The following is a 22,202-nucleotide window of genomic DNA, read 5'->3' as shown; positions in this document are numbered from 1 at the left end:
ATCGGTGATCTTAGTTGATTGTCTTAATGCAAAAATCCCACCCATCAAAATAACCACCACTAGGGGTCTGTATGTTGCGAATTGTCGATGAAGCCTTAACCTTTGATGACGTTTTATTGTTGCCCGCCTATTCAGAAGTCTTGCCAAAAACTGCGGATCTGTCTACCCGTTTGACCAAAAACATCACCCTTAATCTACCGCTAATTTCTGCGGCAATGGATACAGTGACTGAGTCTGAAATGGCCATCACCATGGCGCAACTAGGCGGCATGGGTATCTTACATAAGAGTATGGATATCGAAAAGCAAGCCACCCAAGTACGCCGCGTCAAAAAGTTTGAAGCGGGTACGGTTGTCGATCCGATCACTGTACATCCAGAGATGACGATTGGTCACTTACTACAGTTGACGCAAGACAATAATATCTCAGGTGTTCCTGTGGTCGAAAGAGGGACTGATAACGTCGTGGGTATTGTGACTCACAGAGATTGGCGCTTTGAAACCAACCTGTCACTGCCAGTCAGTCAAATCATGACGCCAAAAGATCAGTTGGTCACGGTACATGAAGGTGAGAGTAACGAAAATATCAAAAGACTGCTGCATGAGCACCGGATTGAAAAAGTGATCGTCATTGATGACCACTTCCGTTTACGTGGTTTGATCACAGTGAATGACTTTGCCAAAGCTGAAAACAATCCAAACGCTTGTAAAGATGAGCAAGGTCGCCTTCGTGTTGGCGCAGCCGTCGGTACTGGTGCAGATACGCAAGCGCGCGTTGAAGCGTTAATTGCCGCTGATGTCGATGTTATCGTTGTAGATACTGCCCACGGTCATTCAAAAGGCGTGATTGATAAGGTGTCTTGGATTAAGAAGCATTACCCCCATGTGCAAGTGATCGGTGGCAACATCGCAACTGGCGATGCGGCTAAGGCGTTACGTGATGCTGGTGCTGATGCTGTAAAAGTTGGTATCGGTCCAGGCTCTATCTGTACGACTCGTATCATTGCAGGTATTGGTGTACCACAAATCTCAGCCATCGATAATGTTGCCAGTGCCCTGCAAGACAGCATTCCGTTGATTGCTGATGGTGGTATTCGCTATTCAGGTGATATGGCAAAAGCCATTGCTGCGGGCGCGTCGTGCATTATGGTAGGCTCGTTAATGGCAGGCACTGAAGAGGCGCCAGGCGAAGTTGAACTGTTCCAAGGTCGTTACTACAAAGCGTATCGCGGGATGGGCAGCCTTGGGGCAATGTCAGGCTCTAATGGTTCATCAGACCGTTATTTCCAAGATGCCAAAGATGGCGTGGAAAAATTAGTACCAGAAGGTATTGAAGGTCGAGTTCCTTATAAAGGCCCAGTTGCTGGTATTGTGAATCAGTTGGTTGGCGGTCTGCGTTCATCAATGGGCTATACTGGCTCTGCAACCATCGAAGATATGCGTACCAACCCGCAGTTCATCAAAGTGACGTCAGCCGGTATGAAAGAGTCGCATGTTCATGATGTACAAATCACTAAAGAAGCGCCGAACTATCGAGTGAATTAAAAACCATGTCCTAGTCTTGTATCATAGCAACAACCGCTGAATTGCAGGGCTGTAATGACTTTAAGATACAAACAGCCAACAATGCTTTGTTATTGTTGGCTGTTTTTTTTGTAAAATACAAAAACAGATTATTATAATGATAGTATCGCCTGCGTACACGTTTGGCTTTTCACTTTTAGACTTGAGGAACATAGATAATGAGCTACTTTGGCACCGATGGTATTCGCGGAAAATTTGGTGAGTTGCCGATTACACCTGATTTCATTTTAAAATTGGGCTATGTGACGGGACAGGTGTTAATAGAGAGTAGTGGCAATCCTGCGCGCAAGCCAAGTGTGGTCATCGGTAAAGACACGCGCTTGTCGGGTTATGTGATCGAAGGCGCGCTACAAGCGGGATTCAATGCGGCTGGTGTCGATGTTCATATGCTCGGTCCCCTACCAACGCCGGCTATTGCACACTTAACTCGTAGTTTTAATGCGGATGCTGGCGTGGTTATCTCAGCGTCACACAATCCTTATTATGATAATGGCATTAAGCTGTTTTCAGCTGACGGTAAAAAGCTGTCTGATGAGATGCAAAACTCCATCAATGACAAGTTAAAAGCCATCATGACCGCCTCTGAGGCGGATAATGACGTGATTATGCCTATTCTTGATCCAGCACAACTCGGTAAAAACAATCGAACCAATGATGCAAAAGGTCGCTATATCGAATTTTGTAAAGGCAGTTTTCCTTACCAGTATGATTTGAGCCATCTGACAGTCGTGGTGGATTGTGCCAATGGTGCAGGCTATAGCGTGGCCCCAAGAGTCATGCGTGAGCTTGGCGCCAATGTGATTGCCATTAATAACACGCCTGATGGTATTAATATCAATGCCGAGTGCGGTTCGACTCATCCTGAGGGTTTACAAAAAGCTGTACTCAAATACGAAGCAGACGTTGGTATTGCCTTAGATGGTGATGGTGATCGTATCGTGATGGTTGACGAAACTGGCAAGTTAATTGATGGTGATGGCATCTTATACTTGCTTGCTACCCAAGGCCAAACCAAGGCAGAAGGTGTGGTTGGCACACTTATGAGTAATATGGGCTTAGAGTTAGCACTAAAGGCGGCTGATATTGAGTTTACTCGCGCCAAAGTGGGTGATCGTTATGTGATGCATGAGCTTGAGGCCAATGGCTGGATACTAGGTGGCGAGCCTTCTGGGCATATTTTATGTTTAGATAAAAGCCGGACCGGTGATGCTATCATCGCAGGTCTACAGGTATTGTCCGTGATGCAGGCGCAAGGTCGCGCCCTTAGTGACCTTGTCGAAGGTTTTGAAGTGTTACCGCAAAAGTTGGTCAATGTGCGTCTGTCGCAAATGCAAGATCCTTTTGAACATGAAGCGCTGGTCACAGCTTTTGATAAAGCGCAAGCCACATTAGAAGGCCGTGGGCGTTTATTGATTCGGCAGTCAGGAACTGAGCCTGTGATTCGGGTCATGGTCGAGTCTGATGATGAAATAGAGTGTGATGTGTTGGCGAACGATTTAGCCGACCATATTAAAGCGGTTTTAGGCTAACAGTGAGTCACGTACCCACATTAAAATGAGGAACTACCATGAGCATGGATTTTACCGATCAACGTTTGTCATATGAAAAAGGTGTGCTGGATCAGCAGTCCGTACCAGAATCGCCATTTGAGCTTTTAAAGGCATGGATGAATGAGGCAATAGAGCAGAAGGTACAAGAACCTTACGCCATGAGTCTAGCAACCTGCAGTGTGGATCATACACCGAGTGTGCGCATTGTGTTATTGCGTGAAATTACTGATACGGGTATTGTTTTTTATACCAATTATGAAAGTGCAAAAGGGCATGATATTGCCAAAAATCCCAATGCAGAAGCGCTGTTTTTTTGGCATGAGCTGGAGCGTCAAATTCGTATCAGTGGCAAGGTTACTAAAATAGACGCTGATAAGTCTGCCGCTTATTTCCAAAAACGTCCCCATGACAGCCAAGTGGGGGCGTGGGTGAGTCAACCGCAAAGCGGGGAAGTGGCCAATCGTGAAGTCATGCAACAAACGTTTGAAGAATTACAAGCAGAGTATCCAGAGAATACGCCAGTCCCAACCCCTACATTTTGGGGTGGCTATGAGGTCACAATTGAAAAAATAGAATTTTGGCAAGGCCGTGCCAATCGTATGCACGACCGTATTGTTTATACACAAGACAGCAATAATAGTGAGAGCGTAGTAAATTGGGCAACCAAACGCCTGCTACCATAACGGTTAGAGGGTTTTAAAGACAGATAAAAGCCACTGTAAATACCTGTGTAACTGGATTTGCAGTGGCTTTTTTATGCTAATTTTTTGCTGTCGCATTGGTGTCGACGGCAGCTGAAACTGACATACCGGGACGCAACCGGGCAAGCCCAGGCTGATCTGGGTCTAAGTCGATTCGTACCGGAATACGTTGAGCTATTTTTATATAGTTACCTGTCGCAGGATTGGCTGCGCCTGCACTAAACTCACTGCCGGTTGCTGGTGAGATATTACTGACATGGCCACTGAACGCCGCACCGCCAAGCGCATCTACATGAATGGTGGCCGGTTCACCAACTGCCATGTTTGCTATCTGAGTTTCTTTAAAATTTGCAATAATCCAGACGCCTTTTGGTACGATATACATCAGTTGGGTACCGGCGTTAACGTATTGGCCCTCTTTGACACTTACTTGGCTCAATTGGCCCGATTCAGGTGCTGTGATGATGGTATTGGCTACGTTAATCTGTGCTTGCTTCACACCTGCTTGAGCACTTTTGATATTTGCATCCAAAGAAGAGCGGTTGCCACTGGTTTTTTCGCGGTTTTCACGAGCAGCTTGTAAATTGGCTTCCGCCTGTTGCACGCTCGCTTGTGCCTGAGCGAGTTGTGCCTTGGTGTGAGCGACTTCTGCTTTTGATACGGCACCGATGGCATCTAAACCTTGGTAGCGCTCCACGTCTGCGCGCGCACTGTCCACACTGATTTTAGCGCTGTATAAATCCGCTTCTCGTGCTTCGATTTGCGCTTGGCTGGTTTGTGTGTCTTGCGCGTTACTGGAGCGGTTGGTAACCGCAACCTCTGTATTGGCTTGCGCTTGCTCAAGCTGTTGCTGGAAGGTCCGATCGTCTATTTTTATCAGTAGATCACCTGCTTTGACACTAGCAAAGTCTTGCACGGCGACTTCGGTCACGTAACCCGACACTTGCGGGCTAATAATAGTCGTTTGACCTTTAACAAAGGCATTATCCGTTTGCTGTACCGTGGGGGTAAAAGGAGGTAATTTCCATGCGTATAAAATCAGCGCCACCCCAATGACAATCAACAAAATCAACAGTCCTAAATTTAAATAAGATTTTTTCTTAGGCGACCAACCCGTCGTATCCGCGATTGGTTCTTTTGGGGGCATCGGCGGCTCATGGCTGTCTACAGAGCGCTCTACAGGTGAGGAGGTTGGAGGCTCAGAAGCTGTGTCTAACTCTGGTGTGTCTGGTCTATTTTGCGTAGCGTTTACAGCAGTAACCGATGGGTTGGTATCGGATTCTGTGTCTTTAGCGGGAGCACCAGCTGACGTCTGAGGTGTTTTGTTAAGCTCACTGGATTTTTCTTGGCTCATGACGCGTTCCTAAATTTTGAATATACAGATACTAAAAGTATTTTAATGGCTACTTAAATGGCGCGAATGTTGTCAGATCAATGAACCCGATTACTTCGATTCACGCATTTTTGCAATAATCGCCAGTTCTTTGGCAAGTGGGTTACGCTTATGATAGCGATTATAAAAATAATTTATCAACAAAATTACCGTAACGCCGGTGGCAACACTGGCCATAAGGACGAATAAGTCGCTATATGCCGCGACAGTTGCTTGACGCTGAACGCCTTGCAACACTTGCCCCATCGCAGTCACGTTTGCTTGTGCTGTGTCTGTGGTTTGACTGGATAATGTCAGGCGAGCACCTGATACTTGGGCACTGAATGCCGGATTACCTAAATTGAGTGAGCTGACCATATCTGCATAGTGCACTTGCGTACGAATCGTAGTAAAGGCTTGGATGGCAGCTGCGCCTGCTAGCCCGCCAACCGTCTGCGAGATCCCAAAAATCACTGAAAAACTAATAATATAGGCAGGGCCGTTGGCAATAGCGCGAAACATGCCCTCAAAAACCATTGGGCCCATAAAGTAAACAGCAGCAAAAGCAATGAGGAATTGGCTGAGATAAAACGTGGTAGGGGCTGAATTTACAGAGACGCCTGTATCCAACCAAGCACCGATGGCAATCAGTGCCACTGCAAAAATCACGGGTCGGCGCAAATCCATGGCATTGGTGCTAAAAATACTGGTGATCAGTGCCAGCACACTGGCGGCTAAGATGATGGCGTAAAAGTTTATCAGTTGATCATTAGTATAACCAAGGTTAGCAAGTAGGCCGGCCGCGCCGACATTTTGTTCAGAGAGCAAGATACGCATGACAGCGCCTGTGACCGTAAAAGCGATGATATTGCGGCTACGCATCCAGCGGACTTGTAACATCGGATTTTTGCGGTGTGTCTCAATCCATAAGGCGATGCCAATCGCAGCGATGGCAATGATTAGTGGGTAGCTCAGCCAAGGTGTCGTCCACCATACAATCCTACCTTGTACCAAAAACACAGCCAGTGCGGCAAGCCCACCTGCAAAAAAAGTAAAGCTTAGAAAATCAAGTTTTTCAAACACTTTTTCCGTATTGCCTGGTGGTAGCTCCAAAAGGTTGATCAGTCCAAAGCAAATGAGCACCAAACCAAACTCAAATAAAAATAAATTTTCTAGCTGACCATCGACAGCCAAGTAGGGTGAGATAATCCGTGATAAAGGGATACCAAACTGTACTAAGCCAAATCCTAAAATCAAACCACTGATACGTTTGGCGGCGGGCATGCCTTGCAAACAATAGAAAATCGCGAGTACGGTCATGGCGCTAGCCACCATGCCACTCAATCCTCTAGCAATGATCTCTAAATAGTAAGGATCAATTCTGATACCGGTGGTATTTAACAGATGGCTACTGACCAGCCACTGTAAACTGGTGGCAACTAACAGAAAAAACAGCGTGATTTTACTAAAGAGTGACATGCCAAATTGCTGGCGAATTTTGTATAGCAGCACTGTAATACAAGCGTTGGTCATATTGTAGGCGACGGAGATCCAACCGCCCTCTAACGGCGTTAGGCCAAGTTCTCCTTGGATTTGAGTCAGATTGGCGACCAAGAGACCATTTTGGAAGCTGGCGGTGATGCCAATAAAAATACCAATCAGTAAATAAAATACTTTACGGCGTGCAGGGTGGTCAGGGTTGGCAGGGGAACCCACCATAAACGGTTGTTCATGGGGTTTAAATTGGTATTCATGACTCATGAGCGTACGATAATAGTTTTTGTAGGAAGGTAGAGAGACATAAAAAATATTCCAGACGAAAATAGAGCCAGTTGGACTGGTACTCATTGAGCTTAGTGCGATTGAACACCGATAAAACTAAAAAAACGATCTAAGAAAAGCGTGGAAAATTTTATCATAATTATCTTTTGGCTTTTGTCACATACACGTAATTTGTGGCTGAACTCGAAGCTTGATGGTCTTGTCATGACTTGGGGTAAGTGCGAATGGCACCGTTACTGGTAGGCTGTCAGATTAAATAAAGTTTTTAAACACATTTTTAGTCTGCCAACACAGAAGGTAACCCAGGGATCAAGCAAACAGAAAAAACAGCTCTTTTCAGAGCTGTTTTTTCTACACTAAATAATTGCTCGGTCATTGAAAAACAATGCCAAAATGTCAAATTGATTGATCGTAATTTGCTTCTAAACGCATGGTGCGCTGAAAACTATCGCGACTAGCCAGTTGTAACGCATACTGCTTAACATAAGGATAGTCCTCTAATGCACCGCGTTTGGCAAGCATGATTAAGTCAAACGACAGCATAAAATCAGCGCCGCTTAGCTTGTGATCAACAATAAAGGACTTACCTGCAACCTCTGTGTTTAAATAGCTTAACAGCTTGTGTTTTTCCTGACAGATACAATCGTTCAAAAATTCATTGTCGTCCACACCCGCTTTTTTAGTAAATTGCTCAACTGATAAAGGTAACATCAGTGAGCTTTCAGCGAAATGCAGCCACTGTAAATAACGCCCATATGCCGCACTGTCTGTAGCAGGGCGTAAGCGCTCTGATGCAAACCGTTCAATCAATAGCTCAGTGATCGCACCTGACTCAGCATAAAGTTGGCCATCCATTTCGATAACCGGAGACTTACCGAGTGGATGTACTGCCTTTAGAGAGTCTGGTGCTAAATGGGTCTTGGCGTCACGTTGATGACTGACGATCTCATAAGGCACGCCTAGCTCTTCTAAAAGCCATAAAACACGTAACGATCGTGATTGGTTAAGATGATGTAAGCGAATCATGATACTAACCTTTTGGTGTGGACGGCTCTATGAATCTTTGAAATACATTAACCGTTAAGCTTGGTTATCAAACGTTTAGCCGCTTCTTCTGATGACGCTGGGTTTTGACCAGTAATGAGCAAACCATCTTCTACGACAAATGATTCCCAATCAGCAGCTTTTTCATAATTACCGCCATTGGCTTTTAGGGCATCTTCTACTAAGAACGGCACAACGTCGGTAAGACCAACGGCTTCTTCCTCTGAATTGGTAAAGCCCGTCACTGTCTTTCCTTTGACCAAATACTCCCCATCAATTTTGACATTTTTGAGAACAGCAGGAGAGTGACAGACAAAGGCCACAGGCTTGTCTTGCTTCACAAAAGTCTCGATCAGGTTGATAGAGTTTTTATCCACTGCCAAATCCCATAGTGGGCCATGACCACCCGGATAAAAAACCGAATCAAAGTCTTCCGCTTTCACATCAGCAAGCTTTTTGGTATGGGCCAAATGCTCCTGAGCTTCTTTATCGTCTTTAAAGCGCTTCGTGTCTTTGGTTTGCGTGTCTTCAGTATCGCTACTAGGATCTAGAGGTGGCTGACCACCAGCAGGAGAGGCAAGGGTTACATTGACGCCAGCATCCAGAAAAGCGTAGTAAGGGGCGGCAAATTCTTCTAACCAAAAACCCGTTTTTTTACCCGTATCACCTAAACGATCGTGAGAAGTTAGTACCATTAAAATATTCATAATTATCCTTATTTGTTATTGGGTTCAATCAACATAAATCATTAACAGTCACGCTCATTGCTTAAGTCATCAATGAAACGCATTAACATAAGCCCATGAAAACGTTATCGGTATGAGTGCTGACTGACTGTTAACGGTTAATCACATTCGTATATTAGTATTCGTGCTGCGATAGTAATTTTCAGTAGTAGTATTAGCCATTTATGTTGTTAAGTGGTTATTGACTACGCTTCAGTTATTTTTCACCAACCAATTTTGATTAATGAATGTCAGCGACTTTCACCACTGTCTTACCAAAGTTGTCGCCATTGAGCATACGAACAAAGGCATCAGGTGCGTTATCTAAGCCTTCAGCTATGTATTCTTTGGTTTTGACCTCACCGGTCTCGACCCACTTACTCATGGTTTTTAGGAATTCAGGGAAGTGATCGCCATACTCTTCAAAAATGATAAACCCTTTGATGGTTAATCGCTGGCTTAAAACCAGACCCGTCAACACACTTAAACGATCTTTACCGTCAGGCAGCTCAGTCGCATTGTACTGTGCGACAAGACCACAGACTGGGATACGAGCATGCGCATTCAAGAGGGGCATGACAGCATCAAATACCTTGCCGCCCACATTTTCGTAGTAGATGTCGACACCATCTGGGCAAGCCGCTTTTAGCTGCTCGGCAAAGTCATCGGCTTTATGATCGATACAAGCGTCAAAGCCAAGCTCATTAACCGCAAAGTCGCATTTTTCTTTGCCCCCTGCGACACCCACAGTACGTAAGCCATACTGATTACCGACTTGTCCGACGGTAGCACCGACTGGACCGGTAGCGGCAGCGACGACTAAGGTTTCGCCTTTTTTCGGCTTGCCAATATCGGTTAACCCCATGTATCCAGTAAAGCCTGGCATACCTAATACACCCAGACCATAAGAGGGGTTGGCCATCTCTTTATCAAGCTTTAGGACGCCTTCGCCATCACTGACACTATAGTCCTGCCAGCCTGAGTTTGAGACGACTAGGTCGCCCACGGCAAATTTATCAATATTGGACTCAACGACTTGGGCCACCGTACCGCCCATCATGACATCACCCACTTCTAATGGTTCTGCATAGCTCTTCGCCGCACTCATACGCCCGCGCATGTATGGATCTAACGATAAATACACTGTCCGCAGGAGCATCTGGTTGTCGTTTGGCGTTGGGATGTCGCTGGTGATCATGTCAAAATTTTCTGCTTTTGGCTCACCTGTTGGGCGGCTGGCAAGTTTGATTTGACGGTTTGTTTTTTGGTTTTGTTGTTTATCAAAACTCATAATAAGATTCCTTTTTAGTTATTGGTTTTTAGGTTTTTATTTTGCATGGCGTAGTTACTCTGTAGAGAGTAACTACTATAAATAGCATAACGATATGTAGTGTTTATTACGCAGATGTTACGGCTTAAGACGCTTTGCTGTTAACGGCACGTTGCAGGATACGGCGTGATACGGTTAAGTCATTGTTACCGTGTTCACCCAGTTTCACCATTTTGTGGGCGTCAAGTTGCTTAATAATGGGATCTATCGCAGCTTCGGTGAGATCCGCATCTGCTAAGCTGACGGGCAAGCCAAGGTCACGGAAGAAGTTTTCGGTATAAACAATGGCCGTCTCGATAGTAGCATCGTCGTCTTGCTGCTTATCGGTCAGGTTCCAAACGTTTCTTGCATACTGTAGCAGCTTTTCTTTTTTACTGGCTTTAAGCTCACGCATCACTGACGGGAGTAAGATGGTCAATGTGCGCGCATGATCGATACTATGAAGCGACGTCAGCTCATGACCAATCATATGTGTCGTCCAGTCTTGTGGTACGCCTGTACCGATTAGACCATTGAGAGCCATCGTCGCTGTCCACATAATGTTCTTACGTGTCTCTAAGTTTTCTGGATCTTGTGCAACCGCTTGACCTTCGTCAATGAGGATTTTGAGTAAGCTTTCAGCAAAGGCGTCTTGTACTTTTGCATTGACAGGATAGGTGAGGTATTGCTCCATTACATGAACAAAAGCATCTGCCACCCCATTCATCACTTGACGTTCAGGTAGGGTTAACGTTTTGACTGGGTCTAAAATCGAGAACTTAGGGAAGGCAAGTGGGTTGCCAAATGGCAGTTTTGCTTGGCGTTCACTATAGTTGATGACACCACCTGAGTTCATCTCAGAACCAGTAGCAGGAATGGTCAGAACAGCACCCAAATCGACAGCCGAGTCGAGATTTTTACAATAACCGGTCAGGGCGTCCCAGGCTTGCTCACGTGAGACAGTCCCATCCGCTTCGGTCAGTGAAGATACCAGTGCGACAAACTTACTGCCGTCAATGACTGAGCCACCGCCGACTGCCAATATAAAGTCAATATTGTGCTCATTGACCATGTCAGCTGCTTTTAAGAGGGTAGTAAATTCTGGATTGGCTTCGATACCACCAAACTCAAATACGGTGCGTGTACCGCTTGCTGCTAGGGCTTCTTTTACTTCATCTAGCGTACCTGTGCGCTGTGCTGAACCGCCACCATAAGTAATAAGCACGCGTGCCTCAGTAGGCACCAATTCTGATAATTGGGTGATTTGGCCTTCGCCAAAGACGATACGGACAGGATTGTAATATTGGAAATTGTTCATAGTATTCCTAAATGGTAGATCATTAATAAATGTATAGATTGTAAACGTATGGGTTGCAAAGATGTCGGACGCATGATGTTAAACCGCTCGCTTTTGCACGGAGGGCATTGTACATTAAATAGACCAGTCGTCTAGTTATTTTTACAAAACTCTCTTATAACTTGCTTAGTCTCGTTTATAAGTGAGTTTGCATCAATAGTGGTGTTGCATTTAGGAGGCTAGCGCCCCAACTGTGACGTGGTCATTTGCCATACTTCTGCCAATGGTGTGTTGGTTTGACTGATTTTGGCGATTAAGCTGGCACCAAGCCACGCAAAGTACCAACGTTTGGCTATGCTTTCAGCAGAGATGTTGTCAGGCTGCGGTACTGAGTTGTCCGTCCAGCCTGCTTTGATGTGATCAGCAAGCCAAGTGATGGTTTGTTGATAACCCGCGTTTAGGGTGATACGCATGGGTTCCGACATATCTGCCACCTCAGCGCTAAGCTTAACGACTAAGCATTTATCATAATCACAGCCATTTTGCTGAGTGTCATACCAGTTCTGAAAATAGTCATAAAGCTTTTGCTGAGCGCTGACATCTCGCTGAGCGATGGTGTTTAGACGTGCCTTGTAGTTGGCAAAATAGTTGCTAATAAGGGCTTCGCCAAAGGCTTCCTTGGAGGCAAAGTAATGGTAAAAAGAACCTTTAGGGACGCCTGCTGTGTCTAGTATCTGCTTGATACCGACAGCAGTAAAGCCTTTTTTGGCGATCAGTTGATAGCCTGTTTCTAGCAAATGAGTTTTGGTATCTAGTGGAATTTTGGTTGCGTTAGCAGACATAGTAGTCATGTTCTCCTAGAGTTTTTGCAAGTTTTTTGAATAGCGTATGGGGTAGCATATTGATAAATGTCATGAACGGCCACTTATTATACGTTTTATGATTGTTCTTATATTTTTTATTCAAGCTTTTGGCACTTATTGTCGATGGCTGTGTGACGACGTTACGTTTTTTCTACAATATGGCATGAGGAAATATTCTCATTGTAAGATCATCTATGTTAGCATTAGACCAGTCGTCTAGCAAGTTTTGGTTTGCTACACGTGATGAAGAGTAGTAAGTTAGGTAATGAAAAAGATAAATAATCAAATAGGCCTAATGACACCAATTATTATTTTCTCTCTTAATTTGCTAGCTGTATAGCTTTACTTAAAATTGCAATGACCCTCATAAAATAACTAAGGATAATTATGTCAACCAATAACAATAGTACAATAACCAATGCGTACAGTGATTTTCATCTCCAGTACATTGCCGGTAAGTGGCAGGCTGGCCAAGATGATCGCGTCAACAGTGACAGCAACCCTTATAGTGGTGATACCCTTGTAGACATTCAGCAAGCCACGGATAAGCAGCTGAATGAAGCCTATCAAGCGGCAAGCGCTGCCCAAACAGAATGGGCACAACAAACCCCAGCTGAGCGTGCTGCTGTGATGTATAACGTCGTCAATATTTTAGATAAGCGTCAAGAGGAAATCGTCGATTGGCTTGTCAAAGAGTCGGGCAGCACTCGTATCAAAGCGATGGTGGAATTCGGCAGTGCGCGGGCGATTACCCTTGAGGCGGCAACTTTTCCGAACCGTGTGCATGGTGAGATTCGCCCGTCTAATACGCCCGGCAAAGAAAACTTTGTTTACCGTGAGCCAATTGGCGTGGTAGCCGTTATTAGTCCATGGAATTTCCCACTGCATCTGACGCAGCGTTCTATTGCGCCAGCGTTAGCGCTTGGTAATGCTGTGGTGTTAAAGCCTGCGAGTGACACGCCTATTACGGGCGGTTTATTGCTCGCAAAAATATTTGAAGAAGCGGGTCTGCCAAAAGGACTGCTAAATGTGGTGGTTGGGGCGGGCAGAGAGATTGGTGATGCCATCGTGACTCATGATATCCCGAGTTTGGTGTCGTTCACCGGTTCAACCTCAGTGGGCAAACGTATTGGCGAGTTGGCCAATGGCGGCGATTATATAAAACAAGTGGCGCTTGAGTTGGGTGGTAATAGCCCATTTGTCGTTTTGAAGGATGCTGATATCGAACAAGCGGTTAAGGCGGCAGCTTTTGGTAAGTTCTTGCACCAAGGTCAAATCTGTATCGCTATCAACCGTATTATCGTGGAAGATGAGATTTATGATGATTTTGTAGAGCGCTTTGTGGCTCATGTTAAGACACTAAACGTCGGTGATCCCAGTAAAAAAGAAACAGCAGTTGGCCCCATCATTAACACAAAACAGGTTGAGTCGCTTAAAGAAAAGATTGCCAAAGCCCAAGAAAAAGGGGCTAACATGGTATTGAGCGGTGATATTAAAGGTCAAGTCGTACCACCGCACATCTTTACCGAAGTGACGCGCGATATGGATTTATCACGTAATGAAGTATTTGGGCCACTGGTCGGTATCATCCGTGCTAAAAATGAAGACGAAGCGCTATCGATAGCCAATGATTCAATGTATGGTCTCTCTAGTGCGGTCTTTACGGCAGACATGCAAAAAGGTCTACGCTTTGCTCGCGGTATCAGAGCGGGTATGACCCACATTAATGACATCTCGGTGAATGACGAAAGCAATGTGCCATTTGGTGGTGAGAAAAACTCAGGTATTGGCCGTTTCAATGGGGAATGGGTACTCGAGGAATTTACCAGAACGCATTGGATATCCATGCAGAATACGCCGCGTGACTATCCGTTCTAAACGTTTTAAATCAAGCTTCTACTAAAAAGACTGCTCTTGTGGCAGTCTTTTTATTGGGTACATGTCAATAATGCCAGTTGCTGCGATGATTTCCTACCTAGCATGAAACCCTAATAAACCCTCAATTTCTTCCATCGTCATCCGCCTGACGAGTGCTTGCTCCTCTACTGACAAACGATTGGTATGTTCTTTTATCATTGTATGGATGCTACGAGCGATTTCGGAGGTCGTGGCGTAATACATTTGCGGTTGTTCTTTGGTCAGAGTCATCAAAAATCGATTGATGATTTGACGCTTTTCGTCTGATGCGTTTTGTTCAGTCATATAGTTCTCCTAAAGATAATCCATTTAAGCAGTCAGGCCCATGAGAGTCAATGAGTGTCATGAAAATGATGATAAATACGGTAGGATTGATACAGGTGGTCATTGTATGTTTTATAACATTCATTTAAAATGAATCTATAAGATGGATTTTACTCATATGTTCATAAGAAGGCCACTATGCACTCTATTGATTTGCCCAGCAAACCGCCAACCTCTCCGCATCCTATTCTTAATCTGAGCTTTCGTATATTTTTTAGTGCCGCCGCGTTGTTTGCGGTGGTTACGATGGTGCTATGGGCTTTTGTTTTTACTGGTCATACGGCCATCAACGCCCAAGTATTAAACCCGCTCTACTGGCACGGTCATGAGATGATTTATGGTTATGCACTAGCAGTAGTTGCCGGATTTTTGCTGACAGCGGTAAAGACGTGGACAGGGGTTATGATGCCCTATGGTTATAAGTTACTGGGTATCTTTAGTTGTTGGTTGTTGGCGCGTCTGAGCTGGTTGGCTTTTGGGCTGGGGATGACAATTGCGGGCAGTAGTGTATCGTGGTTATATGTTGGCGCAGTGTTTGATTTGTTGTTTATCGGTCTGATGGCGTTTTCGGTTTGCCGAGCAGTGCTACAAGTAAAGCAATATAAGCAACTGGGTATTTTGGCAAAGCTCGTGCTGCTCACCGTGGGTAATGGTCTGTGCTATTGGGGCATTGTCAAGGCAGACATGAGTATGACCAAAATTGGGATATACGTGGGTTTTTATTTAATTATTGGGTTGGTGCTAACCATTGGTAGGCGCGTGGTGCCGTTCTTTATTGAGCGTGGACTTAGCGGGATTAGTACTGAAGGCGAAAAACAAACCGTGACTTTACGAAATAGTAAGGCGCAAGATATCGCAAGTCTACTGTTCTTTTTAGCATTTTTTATCGTGGATTTATTTTACCCTAATAAGTACTTGCTTACCCTCACGGCGCTTGGGGTCGCAGTGGTCAATACGGTCCGTTTAGTCGGTTGGTATCATCATGGTATTTGGCAAAAGCCACTGCTTTGGTCGTTATATGTCGCGTTTTTGGGAATGTGTCTGAGTTTTTTGTTGTACGCGTTGCAGCCGTGGTTAGGATATAATCACAACATTGCTATGCATGGGCTAGCTATTACTGGCATTGGCATGATCACGGTCGCAATGATGACGCGGGTATCCCTTGGGCATACTGGACGTAGCATCCATCAGCCGCCCAAAATGGTAAAATATATGTATGGTCTGATGGTGCTGGTATTTATCAGTCGGGTACTGTTGCCGCTGGCTGATATGAGCCATTACTTATTATGGATTATGGTCGCTCAAAGTGCGTGGATTGCCTGTTTCGTGCTATTTTGCATCAGCTACCTACCGATGCTGGCACGTCCTAGACCTGATGGGTTGTTTGGGTAGATCAGGTTGAGTACCCATTCTACCATCCCGAGCCCACAGATAACGTTGCTGGTTGACACCTTAAATTTTTGGAAAAAGTGTAACGTTTTAGGACTAAAAATTAGGCAGAGACAGTTGCTTTAAGACAGTGACATTAAAAAGGAGCGCAAATGAATGCGATTGACCAATTATAGCGATTATGCACTGCGCTCATTGATTTACTTAGCAGTGAGACCGGAGCCACCATTATTGGCAAATATCAGCGATATTGCGAACAGTTATGGTATCTCTAAAAGCCATTTGACCAAAATTATTCATCAATTGGGACAGCTGGGTTATATAGAAAGTGTGCGTGGTAAAAATGGTGGTATTCGGTTGGCGCGCGCGCCTAAAGAAATCAATTTGGGCGTATTAATCAAACAGATAGAGCCTGACTTTGACTTGGTAGAGTGTTTTGCGACACCCATAAGCAGTGACGACAGGCACCCTCGTTCGACTGGACTACCCATCACCCTTATCGATGAAACCGTAGAGCGCTCGCCAGGCTGCGTCATTAGCCCAGTGTGTCAACTTAAAAGCGTATTTTTTGAGGCATTAACCGCCTTTATTAACGTTTTGGAACGCTATACATTGGCGGATGTCATTAATAATGAAGAGGAGTTGGCGACGTTGTTATTTCGATAGCGTCATCATCGGTAATGGCATGGCCAGTGCTAACAGTAGGGCTACCGAGATGGTAGCCCTGTTTTTTTATACATTTTCGAACTATGCGGTTGATTACGTGTTTTCTAGCTTTGGCCGAGCTTTATCAATTGCTTTTAACAGCGCTTTTTCAAACTCACCTTCGTTAAAGGTAACCAAATAAGAATGGGCGGCGCAAAAATTGCGAACCTCGCGCCATTCGTGCGCAAGATTGCTTGCCCAGTCGCAATACTGCTTACCCGCATTTGGCTCATTTTTGAGTGCTTTTTTGGTGGTAGGATGTAGTATCAGTTCAGGGAGTACCGCTTCTAGTAATTTCATCGGCGGACTCATAAAGGTGTCATCCACATGTAAGCTTTTGCTAGCAGGGTGATAGGCCAATAAGGAGCCAGCATGAATCATCTCGTTAGGCGAGATATAGTAAATGCCTTGTGACATCGAAAACTGCAGCTCAGAATAGCGTTTAGCGACCGCTTCGCTTTCGACCAAATCCTCAGCCCATTTCACTTCTGGAACTTGCTGATGATGGCGACGACTGCCATAAAAAATCGCTTGCGGGAAATCCTCTGCCATTTGTGCACAGTGTACGGTATGAAAAGGGTGGACATTAAGCACTGCTTCAACCTCTTGTCCATTATTGGTCAGTGCCATCACCTCATCGCGAACCTCATCCGTTAGAGCATAACTGTCTAGAAAGATAAAGCGCCCTGAATCTAGCTTTACCAGTGAGCATTGTGTGCCAATGTTTAGAACACCGCCTAGGCGAAATGAGCCGCGTATATTCCAAAATCCGTTGCCTAAATCGTGTATTTTATCTGACATTCATCTTTCTCCTTATTTTTTACAAATAGTTTAAAAATTTTAAAAACCATCACTTAAAGTATGAGTGTTTTTGAAATTTAATGGTTTCATTAGCGTCTGGTTTTACTTAAATTATTGCCTTTATAGCTTATAACGATTGCAGTTCAGATTGAGCGGTTGCAACGGCAGACAACAGCGCTGCTTCAAATTCCCCTTTGCCGAACTCAACCAAACCGGAGTGGGCACCGCAAAAATAGTGCGTGTCACGCCATTGGTGAGCCAGTGCGGTGGCCCAAGCGCAATACTGCTCACCTGCATTTTTCACATCTTTAAAGGCTTGTTTGGTCGTTGGGTGCAGGCCTAAAGTAGGTTGGAGGGCATTAAATAGCTTAGAAGGCGGTATCTCAAACGTGTCATCGACGTAGATACTTTGGCTGGCAGGGTGATAGACCAGTAAAGAGCCTGCGTGGATATTTTCATCGGGCGAGATGTAGTAAATGCCCTTAGGCAGAGAAAATTTAAGTTCAGTATAGCGCGCCGCGACAGTGGCGCTTTCGACGACGTCCTTTGCCCAATGTACTTCTGGCACTTGCTGATGATGGCGACGACTACCATAAAAAAGCGCTTGCGGGAAATCTTTTGCCATTTGCGCACAGTGAACGGTGTGAAAAGGATGGACGTTTAACACGGCTTCGACATCTTTACCATCGTTGGTCAAACCCATTACTTGTTCACGCACATCCCCTGTCAGTGTATAGCTGTCTAAGAAAATAAATCGTCCTGAGGCCAGTTTTATCAAAGCCGATTGTACACCTATATCAAGCACGCCATTTTTGATAAACGAGCCCCGTATACTCCAAAACCCTTTGCCTAAATCATGAATCTCATCATCCATAGATTTCTTCCTTAATATTTATAATTTTTGTATTCTTGGATTATTTAGTTATAGGCAGTTCAAAATAAAATCGATACCTCAATAGCTACAGGCGACTGGAATAATTTTTCCTTGCTTGCTGCTAACACAGAGGCTGCGAAAAAGTTATTCCAGTCGCTTTATACCCCTTTGTAAATGAGTCGACTCTATTAGTATGGCCTATTAATGTGTGGCACTTAATGAGTATGGTTTTTTGAGGCGGAAAAGTCTGTAATAAAAAAGAGAGAAGCAATGTAGATGTGTAAAAATACAAAAGAGTTGTTAGGGAAATGTCACTAATCTCTATGCAAGAGGGTGAGGGGAGGTTATTCATAACAGCCATACGGGTACAGTGAGGGCGAAAGAAAAGCAACACACGGAAACCTGTGTTTACTATGTGATGTGATAATATAAAGTACTCAGCGTTCTATCGCGAGTTTTGGCTCTATTTTGACGCTCAGCCCAGTTACCATTGTTCCATTTCTATCACCTAGCCTACCTAGCCTTCGCTAAAAAAGCTCCTAACACAGTCAGCACTATTTTGAATCATATAAATAAAAGCAAAGATCACAAACAAACAAACCCCAATAATCAAGATCCCAGCACAAAGACGCCCGCCAGTGCCGCGGATCAGCTGCCGTTTTACTCACCTTCGTGGGTGCTGAAGTTGACGATTGGCTTGATTGGAATGTTTGCTTTTTTGCAGGTGTATTCTATTCAGGCAATTTTGCCCGTATTGATGTTGGATTTGTCAGCAAGCGAGGTACAAGCAGGCATGGTGGTGGGTGCAACCGTGCTGGCGATTGCTATTATGTCACCGTTTTTGGGTATGTTGTCCGATGCGGTCGGACGCAAATCGTTTATCGTCGGTGCTTTATTGTTTTTGGCCATACCTACTGCCTTGATTGCGCAAAGCCCAAGTATCGGATGGATGGGGATGTGGCGCTTTATGCAAGGACTATCGGTACCGGGTATTACCGTAGTGACAATTGCTTACATCGGTGAGGAGTTTGAGGGACGAGCGGTGACAGAGCTGATGTCGTTTTATGTGTCAGGGTCGGTGCTTGGTGGCTTTATGGGACGATTTTTGCTTGGGCATTTGCATGAGCTGATCGGCTGGCGCTCTGGTTATTATGTGATGGCGGCTATGACGCTCATAGGCGCACTCTGGGTCTTTAAGATGCTCCCCTCATCGCGTCACTTTGTGGCCAATCCAAACTTTCGCTCAGCGATACAGACCCTAGGTGAGCATCTGACCAATCGCTATGTGGTGACTGCCTGTCTGCTTGGTGCCTGTGTATTGTTTTCATTAGTCGGCTGTTTTACTTTTATCAATTTGCATCTGGCTAAGTCGCCATATAATTTGAGTACGGGCGCGCTTGCCAATATTTTTGCGGTGTACTTGATAGGGGTTATTATTACGCCATTATCCACCACACTGCTACGTCGATTTGGGTCGGCGCGTACAGTTCGAGCCGCTGTCCTTATTTCTATCACTGGGGTGCTGTTGACCTTGGTTATGCCATTATGGGGTGTGGTGATAGGGCTGGCTATCATGTCTACAGGGGTGTTTATTACGCAATCGGCAACCATCAGCTATATCGCGGTGAATGTTAAGAAAGGGCGCTCACTGGCGTCTGGATTATATTATATGGGTTATTACGCGGGAGGTACGTTAGGGGCGTGGCTGTGCGGCATAGTATATGCACGGGGACAGTGGTCGCTTACGGTATGGTTGCTACTATTCGTACAGGTCTTGGCGTTGTTGATTGCCAGCTTTGGCATGGTGAAGACCAAATCACGCACTGCTTAATCTGCTTTTAAAAAGCAAGCGATAGGTTTGGTAGTACTCACTTGCCGCTTTACATATAAGCACTTTTTTTTTACTATCAATGAAAAGGCGATTGATTTTATTGTTAGCACCAGCAGCCCTCTGCTTGCAGAATAGGTAGAGGTTCGTAACAACACTGGCTCAGCAGTATGTGGCTACTGTCTTATAACAACCAGTTATCGTTAAGTACAACTACAAAGAACGCATCTATATGACCCACAAGGAAGTCAAACCTATGTCAAATACTTACCAAAGTGCCCCGTCTGCCTATGATTATCCATTATTGGTCAAGCAGTTATTAAACCGAGCCAAGACGGTATCGCAAGAGCAAGAAATTGTTTACGCTGACAAAAAGCGTTTTACTTATAAGGATCTGTTTAATCGTATTAATCGCTTAGCCAATGTCTTAGCAGATTTGAAGCTTGACGCTGGTGATGTGGTGGCCGTGATGGACTGGGATAGCCATCGTTATCTTGAGTCTTATTTTGCCGTACCAATGTCAGAGTACATCTTGCAGACGGTTAACATTCGTCTGTCACCAGAAAAGATCCTTTATACCATCAATCATGCGAAGCCTAAAGTGTTGTTGCTCAACTCTGAGTTTGCGCCTTTGGTCAAAGATTATCAGTTTGAAAACTCTAGCATTGAGCATATCATTTGGCTAGATGACAATGGGGTGACGTTCGAAGGTGTCTTCGGCGGTAACCAAAACCGCGTAACGGGTGAGTATGAAGCGTTACTAGAAGCGGCTGAAAGTGAGTTTGACTTTCCAGAGTTTGATGAAAACACCATTGCAACCACCTTTTATACCTCAGGCACGACCGGCGATCCCAAAGGGGTGTTCTTTAGTCACCGCCAATTGGTATTACACAGCCTAACAGAAGCGGCTACCCTTGGTATGTTACCGAATAAACAAGGGGTTAGTTATGGTGATGTCTATATGCCAATGACCCCGATGTTTCATGTCCATGCATGGGGCTTTCCATTTACCGCCACGATGGTTGGTCTGAAACAAGTCTATCCCGGCCGTTATGCGCCCGACGCTTTGATGGATTTGATTATCAATGAAAAGGTGAGTATTACTCATTGTGTACCTACGATTTTGCAAATGGTACTCAAAGAAGCGCAAGATCGTGATGCCAGTTTTAATGGTCTCAAAATGATCATTGGTGGTTCAAGATTGACTGAAGGCTTGGCAAAAACGGCAATGGCTCAAGGTATCGAGGTTTATACCGGCTACGGTATGTCAGAGACAGCGCCCCTGATCAGCTTGACAGAATTTAGCCTAAATGAGCCTGAGATGACAGAGGATGAAGACATTGCTCGCCGCTGTATGACCGGTAAGCCTGTGCTAATGGTTGACGCTCAGGTATGGGGTGAGGGCAACCAACCAGTGGGCACAGGAGAAGACAATACGGGTGAGCTGGTATTGCGTGCCCCTTGGCTGACCCAAAGCTATTTGAAAAATGACGATGCAGGTAAGGAGCTATGGGAAAACGGTTACATGCACACCCAAGATATCGCCTATATACGTCCTGATGGGTATATTAGAATTACGGATCGTTTAAAAGACGTGATTAAATCCGGCGGTGAGTGGATTTCCTCATTAGAGATTGAAACGATTTTATCACTGCATCCAGCAGTGGCAGATGTGTCAGTGATTGGCGTTCGCGATAAGCAGTGGGGCGAGCGTCCACTAGCACTCATTGTCCTCAAGCCTGCTTGCCCAGACACCAGTGTTGATGATATTAAAGCCATTGCTGAAAAGGCAGTAGAGCGTGGTATGATTCCTAAATATGGCGTGCCGAGTCAGTTTAAGTTTGTCGATGATCTGCCAAAAACCTCGGTAGGCAAGCATGACAAAAAGGTCATGCGTGAGATGTATGCCAATCAGACCGAAGTGTAATGGTAGTAGCTGATAAAATGCGTGCATCAGTCAAAAGATTGGGTGGATGAACGCTTAATAGTTGACCTTTATGATTGGCTCTGCTACATTTTAAACCGATACACTATGTATCGGTTTTTTAATTCTGGCAAGGATGACCAGTAACTCATTAAACATTCTCTACTAAAATAACACTGCTTCAATAACATTGCCTCACACCTCGTTTACGCTA

18 protein-coding genes are annotated in these 22,202 nt (G+C 45.0%); 8 read left to right on the top strand and 10 right to left on the bottom strand.

All coding sequences use genetic code 11. The annotated features are described in order from the left end of the window. The first annotated feature begins 71 nt into the window (after positions 1 to 71). The 3 genes from guaB (at position 72) to pdxH (ending at position 3,816) form a co-directional block, all read left to right on the top strand. Positions 72 to 1,544 carry an IMP dehydrogenase gene (gene guaB, locus DVY93_RS00585; protein ID WP_230708376.1) on the top strand — a complete coding sequence of 491 codons (1,473 nt, stop codon included), beginning with the start codon at positions 72 to 74 and terminating at the stop codon, positions 1,542 to 1,544. 197 nt (positions 1,545 to 1,741) lie between these two features. Further along, entirely contained in the window at positions 1,742 to 3,112 is a 1,371-nt protein-coding gene (gene glmM, locus DVY93_RS00580; protein WP_230708375.1) for a phosphoglucosamine mutase, read from the top strand. 44 nt (positions 3,113 to 3,156) lie between these two features. Further along, the gene (gene pdxH / locus DVY93_RS00575) at positions 3,157 to 3,816 is read left to right on the top strand and encodes a pyridoxamine 5'-phosphate oxidase (RefSeq protein WP_230708659.1); all 660 of its coding nucleotides are present in this window, start codon (positions 3,157 to 3,159) and stop codon (positions 3,814 to 3,816) included. A 76-nt stretch (positions 3,817 to 3,892) separates the two neighbouring features. Here the strand turns inward: pdxH and DVY93_RS00570 are convergent, their stop codons facing one another. From DVY93_RS00570 to DVY93_RS00540, 7 genes are all read right to left on the bottom strand, one after another. Continuing rightward, positions 3,893 to 5,188: an HlyD family secretion protein gene (locus tag DVY93_RS00570; protein WP_193006968.1), complete on the bottom strand. Its 1,296-nt coding sequence runs from the start codon at positions 5,186 to 5,188 to the stop codon at positions 3,893 to 3,895. A gap of 90 nt (positions 5,189 to 5,278) precedes the next feature. Continuing rightward, complete coding sequence (locus tag DVY93_RS00565) at positions 5,279 to 6,967, bottom strand: MFS transporter (protein ID WP_442966490.1); 1,689 nt, start codon at positions 6,965 to 6,967, stop codon at positions 5,279 to 5,281. Between the two features lie 417 nt (positions 6,968 to 7,384). Further along, positions 7,385 to 8,014 (bottom strand): glutathione S-transferase family protein, encoded by a 630-nt coding sequence (locus tag DVY93_RS00560; RefSeq protein WP_193006967.1) that lies wholly within the window; start codon positions 8,012 to 8,014, stop codon positions 7,385 to 7,387. Positions 8,015 to 8,061: 47 nt separating this feature from the next. Continuing rightward, positions 8,062 to 8,739, bottom strand: a complete 678-nt coding sequence (locus tag DVY93_RS00555; RefSeq protein ID WP_193006966.1) for a type 1 glutamine amidotransferase domain-containing protein — start codon at positions 8,737 to 8,739, stop codon at positions 8,062 to 8,064. A gap of 259 nt (positions 8,740 to 8,998) precedes the next feature. Beyond that, the gene (locus DVY93_RS00550) at positions 8,999 to 10,048 is read right to left on the bottom strand and encodes an NADP-dependent oxidoreductase (RefSeq protein WP_198333750.1); all 1,050 of its coding nucleotides are present in this window, start codon (positions 10,046 to 10,048) and stop codon (positions 8,999 to 9,001) included. Between the two features lie 124 nt (positions 10,049 to 10,172). Then, on the bottom strand, positions 10,173 to 11,384 hold the full coding sequence (locus DVY93_RS00545; RefSeq protein ID WP_230708373.1) for an iron-containing alcohol dehydrogenase: 1,212 nt from the start codon (positions 11,382 to 11,384) through the stop codon (positions 10,173 to 10,175). Between the two features lie 218 nt (positions 11,385 to 11,602). After that, positions 11,603 to 12,214: a TetR/AcrR family transcriptional regulator gene (locus tag DVY93_RS00540; RefSeq protein WP_404672063.1), complete on the bottom strand. Its 612-nt coding sequence runs from the start codon at positions 12,212 to 12,214 to the stop codon at positions 11,603 to 11,605. 399 nt (positions 12,215 to 12,613) lie between these two features. Between DVY93_RS00540 and DVY93_RS00535 the strand changes: the two genes are divergently transcribed. Continuing rightward, on the top strand, positions 12,614 to 14,104 hold the full coding sequence (locus DVY93_RS00535; protein ID WP_230708372.1) for an aldehyde dehydrogenase family protein: 1,491 nt from the start codon (positions 12,614 to 12,616) through the stop codon (positions 14,102 to 14,104). Positions 14,105 to 14,197: 93 nt separating this feature from the next. Here the strand turns inward: DVY93_RS00535 and DVY93_RS00530 are convergent, their stop codons facing one another. Then, positions 14,198 to 14,428, bottom strand: a complete 231-nt coding sequence (locus DVY93_RS00530) for a hypothetical protein (RefSeq protein WP_193006961.1) — start codon at positions 14,426 to 14,428, stop codon at positions 14,198 to 14,200. Between the two features lie 177 nt (positions 14,429 to 14,605). On the opposite strand from DVY93_RS00530, the gene DVY93_RS00525 reads away from it, so the two are divergent. Both DVY93_RS00525 and DVY93_RS00520 read left to right on the top strand, forming a co-directional pair. Beyond that, complete coding sequence (locus DVY93_RS00525) at positions 14,606 to 15,859, top strand: NnrS family protein (RefSeq protein ID WP_230708371.1); 1,254 nt, start codon at positions 14,606 to 14,608, stop codon at positions 15,857 to 15,859. A 153-nt stretch (positions 15,860 to 16,012) separates the two neighbouring features. Then, positions 16,013 to 16,522 (top strand): Rrf2 family transcriptional regulator, encoded by a 510-nt coding sequence (locus DVY93_RS00520; protein WP_230708370.1) that lies wholly within the window; start codon positions 16,013 to 16,015, stop codon positions 16,520 to 16,522. A 93-nt stretch (positions 16,523 to 16,615) separates the two neighbouring features. Here the strand turns inward: DVY93_RS00520 and DVY93_RS00515 are convergent, their stop codons facing one another. Both DVY93_RS00515 and DVY93_RS00510 read right to left on the bottom strand, forming a co-directional pair. Further along, positions 16,616 to 17,362 carry a hypothetical protein gene (locus DVY93_RS00515; RefSeq protein ID WP_230708369.1) on the bottom strand — a complete coding sequence of 249 codons (747 nt, stop codon included), beginning with the start codon at positions 17,360 to 17,362 and terminating at the stop codon, positions 16,616 to 16,618. Positions 17,363 to 17,489: 127 nt separating this feature from the next. Beyond that, a complete protein-coding gene (locus DVY93_RS00510) occupies positions 17,490 to 18,236 on the bottom strand; it encodes a hypothetical protein (RefSeq protein ID WP_230708368.1) in 747 nt (248 codons plus the stop codon). A gap of 652 nt (positions 18,237 to 18,888) precedes the next feature. Between DVY93_RS00510 and DVY93_RS00505 the strand changes: the two genes are divergently transcribed. Both DVY93_RS00505 and DVY93_RS00500 read left to right on the top strand, forming a co-directional pair. Next, positions 18,889 to 20,067: an MFS transporter gene (locus DVY93_RS00505; protein WP_269062801.1), complete on the top strand. Its 1,179-nt coding sequence runs from the start codon at positions 18,889 to 18,891 to the stop codon at positions 20,065 to 20,067. 253 nt (positions 20,068 to 20,320) lie between these two features. Continuing rightward, complete coding sequence (locus DVY93_RS00500; RefSeq protein ID WP_230708367.1) at positions 20,321 to 21,991, top strand: fatty acid--CoA ligase; 1,671 nt, start codon at positions 20,321 to 20,323, stop codon at positions 21,989 to 21,991. Positions 21,992 to 22,202 lie beyond the last annotated feature (211 nt).

Origin of the sequence: Psychrobacter sp. CCUG 69069 (assembly GCF_021023115.1) — a bacterium.
GTDB classification, from domain to species: domain Bacteria; phylum Pseudomonadota; class Gammaproteobacteria; order Pseudomonadales; family Moraxellaceae; genus Psychrobacter; species Psychrobacter namhaensis.
This window is presented reverse-complemented; position numbering and strand designations above follow the sequence as displayed.